Origin of the sequence: Paenibacillus sp. UMB4589-SE434 (assembly GCF_030226685.1) — a bacterium.
Taxonomy (GTDB): Bacteria; Bacillota; Bacilli; order Paenibacillales; family Paenibacillaceae; genus Paenibacillus_B.
Genome location: NZ_JASOYK010000001.1, coordinates 2,324,233 through 2,337,603, shown reverse-complemented (window position 1 = coordinate 2,337,603; position 13,371 = coordinate 2,324,233). Strand labels below are relative to the sequence as shown.

Annotated in this window: 11 protein-coding genes; 10 read left to right on the top strand and 1 reads right to left on the bottom strand. The window is 45.5% G+C overall.

Annotated features, from left to right (window positions below; genetic code table 11):
- Nucleotides 1-97 precede the first annotated feature (97 nt).
- The 10 genes from alaS to QP775_RS09755 all read left to right on the top strand — a co-directional run bounded on the left by alaS (nucleotide 98) and on the right by QP775_RS09755 (nucleotide 12,095).
- Entirely contained in the window at nucleotides 98-2,728 is a 2,631-nt protein-coding gene (gene alaS, locus QP775_RS09800) for an alanine--tRNA ligase (protein ID WP_285105517.1), read from the top strand.
- A 183-nt stretch (nucleotides 2,729-2,911) separates the two neighbouring features.
- The gene (locus tag QP775_RS09795; RefSeq protein WP_239332945.1) at nucleotides 2,912-3,172 is read left to right on the top strand and encodes an IreB family regulatory phosphoprotein; all 261 of its coding nucleotides are present in this window, start codon (nucleotides 2,912-2,914) and stop codon (nucleotides 3,170-3,172) included.
- Nucleotides 3,173-3,235: 63 nt separating this feature from the next.
- Nucleotides 3,236-3,652: a Holliday junction resolvase RuvX gene (gene ruvX, locus QP775_RS09790; RefSeq protein WP_239332943.1), complete on the top strand. Its 417-nt coding sequence runs from the start codon at nucleotides 3,236-3,238 to the stop codon at nucleotides 3,650-3,652.
- Between the two features lie 12 nt (nucleotides 3,653-3,664).
- Nucleotides 3,665-3,958: a DUF1292 domain-containing protein gene (locus QP775_RS09785; RefSeq protein WP_028544811.1), complete on the top strand. Its 294-nt coding sequence runs from the start codon at nucleotides 3,665-3,667 to the stop codon at nucleotides 3,956-3,958.
- 2 nt (nucleotides 3,959-3,960) lie between these two features.
- Nucleotides 3,961-4,263: a DUF1292 domain-containing protein gene (locus QP775_RS09780; protein WP_239332941.1), complete on the top strand. Its 303-nt coding sequence runs from the start codon at nucleotides 3,961-3,963 to the stop codon at nucleotides 4,261-4,263.
- 80 nt (nucleotides 4,264-4,343) lie between these two features.
- Nucleotides 4,344-5,393 carry an endolytic transglycosylase MltG gene (mltG, locus tag QP775_RS09775; protein WP_239332939.1) on the top strand — a complete coding sequence of 350 codons (1,050 nt, stop codon included), beginning with the start codon at nucleotides 4,344-4,346 and terminating at the stop codon, nucleotides 5,391-5,393.
- A 13-nt stretch (nucleotides 5,394-5,406) separates the two neighbouring features.
- On the top strand, nucleotides 5,407-6,342 hold the full coding sequence (locus tag QP775_RS09770; protein WP_239333097.1) for a peptidase U32 family protein: 936 nt from the start codon (nucleotides 5,407-5,409) through the stop codon (nucleotides 6,340-6,342).
- An 18-nt stretch (nucleotides 6,343-6,360) separates the two neighbouring features.
- Entirely contained in the window at nucleotides 6,361-7,704 is a 1,344-nt protein-coding gene (locus QP775_RS09765) for a peptidase U32 family protein (RefSeq protein ID WP_239332937.1), read from the top strand.
- Between the two features lie 244 nt (nucleotides 7,705-7,948).
- A complete protein-coding gene (locus tag QP775_RS09760; protein WP_285105511.1) occupies nucleotides 7,949-10,069 on the top strand; it encodes a methyl-accepting chemotaxis protein in 2,121 nt (706 codons plus the stop codon).
- Between the two features lie 214 nt (nucleotides 10,070-10,283).
- Complete coding sequence (locus QP775_RS09755; protein ID WP_285105509.1) at nucleotides 10,284-12,095, top strand: peptidoglycan D,D-transpeptidase FtsI family protein; 1,812 nt, start codon at nucleotides 10,284-10,286, stop codon at nucleotides 12,093-12,095.
- A 72-nt stretch (nucleotides 12,096-12,167) separates the two neighbouring features.
- On the opposite strand, the gene ytvI is transcribed toward QP775_RS09755, so the two are convergent.
- The gene (gene ytvI / locus QP775_RS09750; RefSeq protein WP_239332931.1) at nucleotides 12,168-13,292 is read right to left on the bottom strand and encodes a sporulation integral membrane protein YtvI; all 1,125 of its coding nucleotides are present in this window, start codon (nucleotides 13,290-13,292) and stop codon (nucleotides 12,168-12,170) included.
- Nucleotides 13,293-13,371: the final 79 nt, after the last annotated feature.

The window sequence follows — 13,371 nt, the reverse complement described above, 5'->3', positions numbered from 1 at the left end:
GAGTTGCAGCGATAACCAGGGTGGTACCGCGATTACACATCGTCCCTGTATATACAGGGGCGTTTTTTATTTTTTGCTCACATAGGAGGAATCCCAAATGAAAGCTAGTGAAATTCGTGCTAAATGGTTAGCGTTTTTTGAAAGTAAGGGACATCATGTTGAACCAAGTGCGTCGCTTGTTCCCCATAATGATCCTTCCTTGCTCTGGATTAATGCCGGAATGGCTCCGTTGAAGCCTTATTTTGACGGACGTGTTAAACCAGATAATCCTCGGATTGCGAATTCACAGAAGTGCATCCGTACCAATGATATCGAAAATGTGGGCAAGACAAGACGTCACCATACATTTTTCGAGATGCTGGGTAATTTCTCAATTGGTGATTATTTTAAAGAAGAGGTTATTACATGGGCATGGGAATTTTTAACGAGCAAAGAATGGATCGGATTTGATCCAAGTCTGTTGTATGTAACTGTACATCCTGATGATGAAGAAGCATACCGCCTTTGGAATGAGAAGATTGGCGTTCCCGCTGATCATATCGTAAAAACAGAGGATAATTTCTGGGATATCGGTGAAGGCCCATGCGGACCTTGTACAGAAATTTTCTATGATCGTGGAGAGTCGTATGGTGATCCTAACGACCCTGAGAATTATCCGAGCGGTGAGAACGAACGCTATCTGGAAGTGTGGAATTTAGTATTCTCGCAATATAATCATAATAAAGATGGAAGTTATACACCGCTTCCGAACAAAAATATAGATACAGGTGCGGGCTTGGAGCGCTTTGCCTCGATTTTGCAAAATGTAGAATCGAACTTTGATACCGATCTTTTTATGCCGATAATTGAAGAAACAAGCCGAATTGCAGGTATTCCATACAAATCAAATCCAGAACTGGACGTTGCGTTTAAAGTTATCGCGGATCATGTTCGTACGGTTGCATTTGCAGTAGGAGATGGCGTGCTGCCGTCTAATGAAGGACGTGGGTATGTTATTCGCCGTTTACTTCGCCGCGCAGTGCGATATGGTAAAATGCTTGGCGTAGAGCGCCCATTTATGGTAGAACTCGTAAAAACGGTTGGCGATGTGATGGGTGTATACTACCCTGAAGTCGTTGAAAAACGTGAATTTATCGAGAAAGTGATTAAAAATGAAGAAGAACGTTTTCATGAGACGTTAACAGATGGTCTAGCGATTTTGTCAGAGATGGCTGCTGCGGCGAAGAAAGAAGGCCGCTCCCAAATTAGTGGACCTGAAGCGTTTAAATTGTATGATACGTATGGTTTCCCATTTGATCTGACGGAAGACTATGCAAGTGAGCATGGCCTGACCGTAGACCGTGAGGGTTTTGATGCTTCGATGCAGGAGCAGCGTGACCGTGCTCGTGCAGCTCGACAAGAGTCGGAGAGCATGAAGGTGCAAGGCGGACCGTTGGCAGAATTTACGACTAAAAGTGAGTTTGTTGGATACAATGAGTTGGTGACCAATGCCAATGTATTGGCCATCATTTTGGATGATGAGCTAGTTGAGGAAGCTGCTGCTGGTGCAACGGTTCAGGTCATTCTAGACCGCACTCCTTTTTATGCGGAAAGCGGCGGACAAGTAAGTGACAACGGCACATTAACGGCGTCCGATTTAAAGACGGTCGTGACGGGTGTGAAGAAAGCGCCTCATGGGCAGCATGTTCACATGGTTAAAGTAGAAGCAGGGACACTCCGTTCAGGCAGCACACTTGAAGCTACTGTAGATCGTTCTGAGCGCGAGGAACTCATCAAGAACCATACGGCAACTCATTTGCTGCACCGTGCGTTGAAAGACGTCCTGGGAGAGCATGTTAACCAAGCGGGTTCTCTCGTAGAGTCTGAGCGCTTGCGTTTTGACTTTACACAGCTTGGCAGCATACAACCAGAGGAATTGGCGGAGATTGAGCGCCGTGTAAATGAGCAGATCTGGAAAGGTACGCCTGTCGTTATTGAGCAAAAGTCTATTGACGATGCTAAGGCGATGGGAGCGATGGCTCTCTTCGGCGAGAAATACGGCGATGTGGTGCGTGTCGTGCAAGTAGGTCGATATAGCATTGAACTTTGCGGCGGATGTCATGTGTCCAACACATCCGAGATTGGACTGTTCAAATTGATTAGCGAAAGCGGAATCGGTTCTGGCGTAAGAAGAATTGAAGCCGTTACCGGTCGTCATGCGTATGAATATATGGAGCAGCAATTAGATGTGCTCAAGCAAGCGGCAGGACTGTTGAAATCCAACATCAATGATGTACCTAAACGCGTGGAAGCGATGTTTGCACGCGAGAAAGAATTGGCACGCGAGAATGAATCTTTGAATGCCAAACTGTCAAGTATTGAAGCAGGCCAATTGACGGATCAGATTCGCACAATTGCTGGTGTCTCTGTATTGACAGCAGCTGTTAATGCTAATAGCATGGATGCGCTGCGGACAACAGCAGATGAATTAAAGTCCAAGCTCCCTAGTGCAATCGTGGTATTAGGCGCAGTTCATGAAGACAAAGTTAACTTTGTTGTGTCGGTAGCTCCTGAGTTAGTGAAGCAAGGGTTCCACGCTGGCAAAATGATTAAAGAAATTGCTGCAGTCGCTGGCGGAGGCGGGGGCGGTCGACCGGACATGGCGCAAGCTGGTGGCAAGAACGCTGATAAGCTGCAGGATGCATTAGCGCTTGTGGAACAGCTTGTCAGCAGTCAAGCGGGCGTTTAAGTCCGAAATTGATTACCTAAAGCTGCGGCGATGGACTATACCTGACATATGTTGATGGACGCAGGTGTAGTCCAGGTTTCATCAATTTGCCACAAACTGTTTTTAAAGAAACAAGGTTTAGATGGAATATTTTCTTGTTTATTGGGGTATGTGTTATGATAAGAGTAAAGCGAGGTGTCGACGATGAATTCAATGGATAAGACGATGAAGTTTAATGTCAAAGCGGATGAGCAGGAAGTATCTAGTCAAGACATCTTGTTGTCAGTGTATGATGCGCTGCAAGAGAAGGAATACAACCCCATCAACCAAATCGTCGGTTACCTGCTGTCTGGAGATCCCGCTTATATTCCACGTCATAATAACGCTCGAAGTCTTGTGCGCAAGAAAGAGCGGGATGAGTTGATTGAGGAATTGGTTCGTTTTTATTTGAACCATCATCGCTAGACCGGCTGGTTGTTTGCCGGAATGCTGGTATTCACTGGCAAACATGAGTTGTAGGAGACAAAGATGAGGATTCTTGGTTTGGATTATGGGGATCGCAAAATCGGTGTAGCCGTAAGCGATGCCTTCGGTTGGACTGCACAAGGACTAGAAGTTATCGTACGTCGGAATGACGAAGATGATATGCGTCGTCTGGAAACCCTTGTGAAGGAACATGAGGTAGAGGAAATTGTCCTTGGCCTGCCGAAAAATATGAATGGCTCGATCGGCCCGCGTGGCGAGATCAGTATGTCATTCGCCGAGACGTTAAAGCAGTCGTTTGGCTTGCCCGTTCACCTATGGGATGAGCGCTTAAGCACCGTGTCAGCGGAACGAACATTAATTGAAGCTGATGTAAGTCGCAAGAAGCGCAGACAAGTTGTCGATAAGATGGCAGCTACAATCATTTTACAAACATATCTCGACTATCAATCTAGAAGGTGAGGGGTTTAGAACATGACACAGGACAAACATGAACATGAAGAACCAGAAATCATTTATATCCCGGATGATGAGGGAAATGAAGAAGAATTTGAAGTCATCATGAAATTTGAGGTTGATGGTTCTGACAATAAGTACATGATGGTTGTGCCCGTGGACGCTGCGGACGAAGAGGCGGATGAAGTATACGCTTTCCGTTACGAAGAAGACGGCGAAGATTTGAAGCTCTTCATTATCGAAGATGAAGAAGAGTGGAATATCGTAGAAGAGACATTTAATACGTTAGTGGACAACGAAGAGGAGAATTAACGGTGAGCGAACAGCATGAGGTTACACTTATTGATCGTTTGTCGCAAACATACGGCAATTCGTTAGAGATGACAGATGAATCCGGCAAGAGCCGTGTATTTGATTTGTTAGCAGAATTTGAGATGAGCGATAAAGCGTACGCTGTTGTTCAAGCAGTGGACGGCGACGAGGATGCTGATGTACTTCGTATTACAGAAGATGCAGCAGGCGGTTGGCAGCTGGAAACGATCGAGAGCGACGAGGAATGGGAAGATGCTATGGAGCAATTTGACGAGCTTGCCTATTCCGAAGAGCTTGACGGATAACAGCTGTCTCTGTACAATTCAATAACTTACAAAAGAGAGCGGCAGCAACCGCTCTTTTTTCCATGTGGGAGAGTGATGTCATGAGGAAAGGGATTAAAGTTACACTTGTGGTCTTCATTTTGTTAATGCTTCTTGCAGGAGGAGGCGTATGGTACGTTTGGAACGGCATGCAGCCAACTGCTAAGCAGGATACAGATGTTCAGGTTTTGATTGAACGCGGATCAGGCACGGGTGCCATTGCTGAACAGTTAGAGAAAAACGGAATCATTAAGAACGCTGCATTATTTAAAGTGTATTTGAAAATGAACGGTGAAGGCTCAAAGTTTATGGCAGGGAAATATGTATTTCGGCCAGGTGTTGACTATGATGCTATCATCGCAAGCTTAAATAGTGGTGACGTCGTTAAAGAAGAAATGGTTCGTTTTACGATTCCAGAGGGCTACACAGTAGAACAGATTGCTTCGGAGCTAAGCAGCAAAGGGATCGTTGAACAGTCTGCTTTTATGAAGGCAATAGATGACGCGGCAGCTGACGTTGAGGGACTGCCTTTCCAAATCAAGCTCCCAAAGGATACAAATATCAAGCATTCACTTGAAGGCTATTTGTTCCCGGAAACTTACGAGATGAAAAAAGGAAGCTCGGCTCAAGAAATTGTAGACCGTATGCTTCAGGAGACGGAGAAAAAGATTGCGCAACTGGCCAACTGGGAAGCTGATCTGAAGAAGAAAGGGTTAACGCTTCATGAATTGCTCACTGTGGCTTCTCTCGTGGAACGTGAGGTCGTCGTGGATGAAGAAAGGCCGATCGTTGCGGGTGTTATTTATAATCGCATTTTCACGGAGAAAATGCCTCTCCAGATCGATGCTACCGTTCAATACGCGCTGGACAAGCCAAAGGAGCGGCTGTTTTATAAGGATTTGGAAATTGACAGTCCCTATAACACCTATAAAATAGATGGGCTGCCGCCAGGTCCTATTGCAAGTCCGAGCATCGCTTCGATTGAAGCGGCGCTTCATCCAGAGACAACTGATTTTCTCTATTATGTAACGAAAAAGGACGGAACGCAGTCTCATTTATTTGCAAAGACTTATGCAGAACATCTGCGTAACATCGAGAAAAGTAAACAGTAAAGTGGTGAGTATGATGACAACAAAACCTGAACTGCTGATAACTGCAGGCTCGCTGGAGGAAGTTGAACGATTTCTTAAGGCTGGCGCAACGGCGGTTATTGTTGGTGAATCGATATATGGCATGCGTATGCCAGGTCAGATGACACTTGCTGATATTGAATTGGCCATGCCAATCGTGCGTAAGTATCACGCCAAATTGTACGTTGCAGTGAACAATATTTTGCATAATGATGCCTTAAAAGACCTTCCCGCATACCTGACAGCCATTGAACGTATTGGAGTTGATGCGGTTATTTATGGAGATCCTGCCGTATTGATGACGATTAGGAGCTCAGCACCAAGCTTAAGGCTGCACTGGAATGCAGAGATGACATCTACGAATTATGCGACGGCCCGTTATTGGCAAAAACGTGGTTCCAGCCGTATCGTATTGGCTCGTGAACTGAATATGGAACAAGTGCAGGAAATGAAACGGTATCTTCCAGACATGGAAGTAGAAGTTCAGGTGCACGGCATGACCAATATTTATCATTCGAAACGCCATCTTGTTCAGCACTATTTACGCCATATCGGTCAGGAAGAAGAGACAGCAAAAGTTGGACGGGATCGTAAATTGTTCCTTATTGAGCAAGAGCGTCAGGAGGAGAAATTCCCTGTCTATGAGGATGAGAACGGGACTCATATTATGAGTTCTGATGATATGTGCATCCTTGAGGATCTGAAGCTGCTGTTGGATGCAGGACTGGACAGCTTCAAAATCGAAGGTTTATTTAAATCCGCTGCTTACAATGAAGAGGTCATTCGTGTGTACCGCGAAGCAATTGATGCATACGCGGCAGACCCAACAGGATATGAGTTCCGTCCAGAATGGATGGAGCGTATTCGTCTTGTACAAGATCCTGAGCGGGAGCTGTCGTTTGGCTTTTTCTATAAAGAACAGATGTATTAAGAGGGGGGCGTGAAGCAGATGACAACCACAACCAACACTAGAATACGTAAATATAACGGCAAACGAAATCGTCTTGACAAGCCTGAGCTGCTCGCACCCGCCGGTAACTTGGAAAAACTGAAATTTGCGGTTCACTACGGAGCAGATGCCGTATATATCGGCGGCCAGAAATATGGCCTGCGTTCAAATGCAGATAACTTTACGTTTGAGGAAATGCGTGAAGGCGTAGAATTTGCTAAAAAATATGGAGCTAAAGTATTCGTAGCCACGAACATCTATGCTCATAATGAAGATATCGAAGGTATTGAAGCTTACTTGCTTCAACTGCAAGAAGCCGGTATTGCTGCGATTATCGTAGCGGACCCTGTCATCATTGAGACAGCACAGCGTGTCGCCCCGCTCCTTGAAGTTCACGTCAGTACGCAGCAATCAATTGCGAACTGGCAGACAGTGCAGTTCTGGAAAGAAGAAGGCGCGCCACGTGTCGTGCTGGCACGTGAGACGAGTATGGACGAGATCGCAGAGATGAAAGCGCACGTAGATGTCGAGATCGAAGCCTTTATTCATGGTGCGATGTGTTCGTCGTATTCAGGCCGCTGTACACTGTCTAACCACTTCACGGACCGTGACTCGAATCGAGGCGGATGCTGTCAGTCATGCCGTTGGAAGTATGATCTGTTCGAGGATGATCGACCTGACCTGACACAGTTAGTCAGTGAAGAGGAGGCGGCTCAGGAGCCTGCCTTGCAGCCATTTAAGCTAGGAGTTACGCAGCTTCCGTTGTTCCAGGAAGAACAGAACCAATTTACAATGAGCTCGAAAGATTTATGTATGATTGGGCATCTTCCGGATTTAGTTGACGTGGGGGTGGACAGCTTCAAGGTAGAAGGTCGCATGAAGTCTATTCATTACGTGGCTACTGTTGTAAATGTGTACAGACAAGCGATTGATTCGTATATGGCAGACCCTGATCATTATCAATTGAAGCCTGAGTGGATTGATGAAATGAACAAGGCAGCAAACCGGCCTGTCAATACAGGATTTTTCTATGAAGAACCGGATCATGAAGACCATATTTACGAACCAGAAGAAAAGGCTGCACCGTATGATTTTGCTGGATTAGTAGTTGATTATGATGCCGATACTGGAATGGCTACCATTCAGCAGCGCAATCATTTTAAGCCAGGGGCAGAGATTGAATTTTTCGGTCCTAACGGAACTTTCTTTAAACAGACGGTGGGACATATCTGGGATACGGATGGCAACGAGCTTGATGCAGCCAGACATCCATTGCAGCTTATTCGCATGAAAGTGGAACAGCCTGTTCATTATTTTGACATGATGCGTAAGAAAAACAGATAAACAAGAAGTCAGCGCTGACCAACGTAGCATAGATATTTGCACATCGTATAGATGTTTTTCCCCTTGCCTTATAGGCGAGGGGTTTTTAGTATAAAGTCATACCTTTTTCCAAAATATGATTTTTAATTGCTGAAAAGAAAGTATAAGCGTATAAAAGGATTTAAAATAAGGTTTGTCGAACTATATACCTAGGCCTAATGACATAAGTTTTTAAATATTTATACATATAGGGTGGTGTGTGGCAATGAATTGGAGAAAGAGAAAAGAGACAACTGTAACTCCATCTAACGGTGTCCCGCAGCAACCGCCAGCGCAAGCTGCAAGAAGTCCGTTCCATTCGGTGGGAATGAAGTTATTTGCACTGTTCCTCGTCAGTATAACGGTTCTTGTAGGGGGAATCGGGGGATTCTCCTATGACCGCTCGCAAGCAACGATTCAAGAGCAGGTATCCTTATCTCAAGTTCAAACGGTGCAGCAAGCAGGGGAAAAGTTGGATCTCGTATTCCAGAACAACATGGAGTTAACCAATCAGATTTTATTTGACCAGGATACGCAGAAATTGCTAACAGAAGCGTATAACACCAAAGAGAGTAATCAGTATGAATTATTTCAAATCTCGAAAGAAATCGAAAATAAGCTGCGTTCTTACGTTTTCGCGAACAATGCATTATTTGGTATTTATTTGATTCCAATTGATAAGGAACATGCTACGATCTATTCTTCAGGTGTATCCACTACAGCAATGGCAGATGAACGCAACAAGCCATGGTTTGATGCAACTCTTAAACTCGCAGGTAACGTCAACTGGATTCCGTCGTCTGAGCGCGGATTATCTGGCCAAAGTCCGAAAGAAACATATGCACTGACCAGAGTGGTTAAGAATATTAATACGAGTCAGTCCATGTATGTGATGGTCATGGAAGTATATGTACAGACTTTGCAAGAACAGTTGAAATGGGATAATGGTAGTGGAGGATTTGCTCAGATTGTGGATAGAGCAGGGAAAGTTGTTCTTGCTAACGATCTCAAGTTAATAGGTCAAGAGCCGCAACTTCGTCTAGATGTAGCGGGAGACAAGAGGGTTGATTACCGGATTGTGTCTAACACCTCAGGGGAAGAGCAGCTTGGCACCTATTATGTCTCGTCTGTTACGGGTTGGACGATAAATGGTTTTACACCTATGGGGGAACTGCTTAAGGGTACGGCCTCTATTCGTAACGTGACGATAATCTCAATCGTTATTGCAATCATTGTGGCCCTGTTACTGGGTTGGTACGTAATGAGGCGTATTGGCAAGCCGCTGCAACAGCTCCGCGATCTGATGGAAGAAGGGGCTCAGGGTAAGTTGGGCCTTCAGATGACTCATCGCTCAAAGGACGAGATCGGACAATTATCGATCAGTTTTAATACAATGATGTCACGTATTTCGGAGCTTGTGCAGCGTACAGAAGAATCTGCACAAGCAGTGTTGGTCACAGCTTCGCGTTTAGGGGAAGCCTCGCGCTTGACTGCGAGCTCGGCGAAGGAGATAGCAGTTGCAACCGAAGAGATTGCGAACGGCGCGACAAGCCTGGCAGTTGAAGCTGAGCGCAGCAACCATTGGACAGAGAGTACTTCACAGAAAATGTTGAACGTTATTGAAATGAACGTGGATATGTATTCTGCCGCAACAGAGGTTCAAGCCGCGAGCCAACGCGGTACACACTATATGGTTGAACTTAACCATAAGACGGGGACGACCGAGACGATGATTCGCTCGCTTGTTTCTAAAGTGGATGCGTTGAAGGAAAGCACACTCTCGGTCCGTAAAATTCTTGAGTTGTTAACACAAATGACCAAGCAGACGAACATCCTGTCACTAAATGCAGCCATTGAAGCGGCGCGTGCCGGTGCGGCAGGTAAGGGCTTTATGGTGGTAGCAGACGAAATACGCAGTCTCGCGGACCAATCTAAACAGTCGATAGAGGTGGTCGGACAGATTCTGGAGAGCATCCAGAAGGAAGTGAATGAGACTGTGGTGATGCTTGGTGATGCATATCCAATATTTAAGGAGCAATTAGAAGCCGTGAAGGAAGCAGACCATATTTTCCATACAGTGGAGGATCAGATGGTTCAGTTATTTACGAAGCTCGATTATGCAACTGCCGGCGTGAATGAACTGGATGAATCCCAGCGTGTGCTGACAGAAGCGATGTCTAATGTAAGTGCAGTAGCGGAAGAAGCATCTGCAACCTCAGAAGAGGTGGCATCGTTAAGCAATGAGCAGATGACCGTCTCTGCAAGACTGGTGGATCTTTCAACTGAGCTGGAGCAGGTGTCCGATCAATTGAAGCGGCAATTGGATCAGTTTACGATGGAATCATGAGACGATATATTTACTATTAATAAATATAATAATCTGGTAAAAGCATTCCTCCATGTGGGGAGTGCTTTTTTTGTTGGAGCGCAGTAGATTTTTATCCTGCAAATGGTGGGGGCGAGTCTAGATGATTAACATAAAGATGATTAAAAGCGAATCAAGGCGACGATACTACTAAGTGAGTAATTGTTTCCAATAATAGAGCAGGGATGTGATAGATATGCGGCTTAAGGCAGAATCACAGAGATGGAAACGAATCAGTGTGGTCACCCTGCTGATTTCTGGCGTATTACTTCTTTATAGTCTGCGATTAGCTTGGCTGCAATTTATCGGTCCCAATAGGCCACTGCCACATGACCCACATACTCTTATGACCCAGTCTGTTATTCAGCGTGAGAGGGGAATAGTGCTTGATGATGGCAGAGGGCGCATTGTAGACCGTAATGGTGTGATAATTACGGGGCGCCCTACACATGCACTTGTCTTGTTCCCGCTCAAGGCAGAGTCTTTGTCCATAGGTGCAGTGCATACGCTTGCCCAAATGTTAAAAATAGAAGAATCAGATTTTGCTGAACGGTGGTCGAATACAACTGAACCCATTATATGGAAAGATCCTAAAGACACCAAACGCCCCTATCCAATAAGCGCAGAGGAACAAAAAATGATTACCCGGCAAAATTGGAACGGAGTGCGTGTTCTTCCTTACGTAGAGCCCTATCCTTGGCATGAGCAAACACCGCATTGGATAGGATATACAAGCGAAGCAGCGCGTCCAAGTGGAGCATCATTGACCAAGGGTTCGCAACCTGCATGGTCCTATGTAAAGCGGAAGGGCATGGCTGGTCTCGAACGATCGTTAGAACCGCTGCTAGCTGGTCTCGGACCTGTAACGTACGTCCATTATATGGATGCTGCAAGCAGGCCGCTGCATGGACTGGATATAAGGGTCCGCAAACCAAGCAATCCTTACTATCCGCTGCAAGTGGTGACAACAGTTGAGATGGGACTTCAGCGATCCATACAGGACATCATGCTGCAGCGAGGGATCACAAAAGGCGCGGCAGTTGTGCTTGATGTTAAGACGCGAGATGTAGTGGCAATGGTGTCCTTGCCCAGTTATGATCCAAACCATATATATCCCGCAGGAGAGCAATGGAACAATCAAGCGATCCAAGCCATTTCACCAGGTTCTGTGTTCAAGCTTGTTATAGCGGCAGCAGCACTTGAAGAAGGTATAACGGATCTGCATGAACAATTTCATTGTGATGGTACTTATCCTAAATACGGGCTGTCATGCTGGAAACATGAGGGGCATGGCACACTTACGCTGGCGGAAGCTGTTGCAGATTCGTGCAACGTTGTCTTTGCCGAATTAGGCGAAAGATTACAAGGCAAACAGATTCAACGATATGCAGAGAAGCTAGGCTTGATAGACCCCGTTGGAATGCGGTCGAGTGACGGCTTGGGACACGAACCGTTGAAGCAATTTGAAGGTGAGCATCCTGGCCGCGTATTTGTGAAACAAGCGGGAGGTGTATATAAGACAGATGGCGGCATTCGGGCGCAGACAGGAATCGGTCAGCGTGATGTTAGAATAACGCCGTTGGCTGCCGCTAACATGATGGTCACCTTGCTGAAAGGTGGAATATACGGGCATCCCCGCCTCGTGGAGCGGGTTGAAGATGCCAAGGGCAGTGCGCTTGTATCTTTTGCGAGTGAAGCGCGGCTGGAACGAACCATTCAATCCTCAACAGCCTATAGGCTGCTGCAATGGATGAAACAGACGGTTGCAACTGGAACAGGAAAAGCTCTGCAGCAACACAGTTGGGTACTGGCTGGGAAAAGTGGGACGGCGCAGGCAACTGCATACGGGCTGAATGAATTGAATTCATGGTTTGTAGGGTATGGGCCAGCAGATAATCCTAAATTTGCTGTTGCAGTTGTATCTATCGGAGAGAAAAAGCAGGAAGGGCATCGTGCAACTCAAATTTTTGGCGATATTATGGACGAACTCGCGAGAAAAGAGAAATAAAGGGCGATTTACTTGTGAGAGGTAATCGCCCTTTAAGTTTGTCTACATATCCAGAATAGGCCTTTGTGCAGATCAGGATTTATCCTCATCAACTGTTGGGGCTAATGGGTGTGTTTGAATTTCTTCGGCTGGAAAGCGGATCCAGCGTGTTAAGTATCCTTGATCCATCAAAGCTTTGATTAAAATCAACAGCACAGGTGACAAAATTAAACCAGCTACGCCAAACAAAGATAAGGAAATAATCATAAACGACAGCATCGTAAAGGCCGAGACACCTAATGAATCTCCTGTGATCTTAGGCTCTAAAATTTGACGCGTCAGCAGAACGATGCCTAAGACTACTGTGAGCCAGATCGCAAGTGACGTGTTGCCAATCACAAACAAGTAGACGATCCAAGGTACAAATATGACAGGCACACCAAGTATAGGCAAGATATCAAAGAATGCCGATAACAGGGAAATGGAGAATGCATTGCTGACATTCAGCAGAATTAATGAAATAAAAATCGTGCAGAACGAGATCGAGATCAACTTGAACTGTGATTTAAGGTAGCTGCCGATCCCGTGAAACACATTGTCCTTTAAAAAATTAAAAGCTTCTTTAAACGTTCGAGGTGTCTTATCACTAGCCAAACGTTTCCATGAGTCGATTTCGGTACTGAGGAAGTAGGCAAGCACGATAGCAATGCCGAAATTAACAATAAATGTAGACAACGACGCAACATGGCGGACAACCCAGCTTAAGAATGAAGTTGCCCATTCTTCACCCGTCTTGGCAAAGTCGGATATATAGGTACTTATACGCGCACTCACATCTGGTGGCAATGATTCATATTTATGTTGTAAGAAAATGATCAACTTGCCTGACTCTTTAATAATCATGTCGCGGTACTTAGGCAATTGACCGATCAGGTCGCTGATCTGCTGTGTAAATATAATTCCGGCTCCGAGCATTGTCCCTAGAATAACAAGGACAAATAACATAACAGATAGAGCAGATGCAATCGATTTCTTCATTCCGCGCCGATGTAGAAAAGCTGCAAACGGCTCAATGATCAAATAGATTACAAAAGCGAGAAAGATGGGAGCCGCAATGGCGTACAGATTACTGAAGGCGAGCATGATCAAGTATACTGTTAGCACAATAAGCCCGATGTCAAAAGCAGTGCGCCAGTATTTGCGATAAAAGGCGAGCATAGTGGGTGACTCCTTTTCCTTATGGGAATTTTCTGTAAAAGACAGGCACAGTTTATTCATCATTGTACACGATATCGAA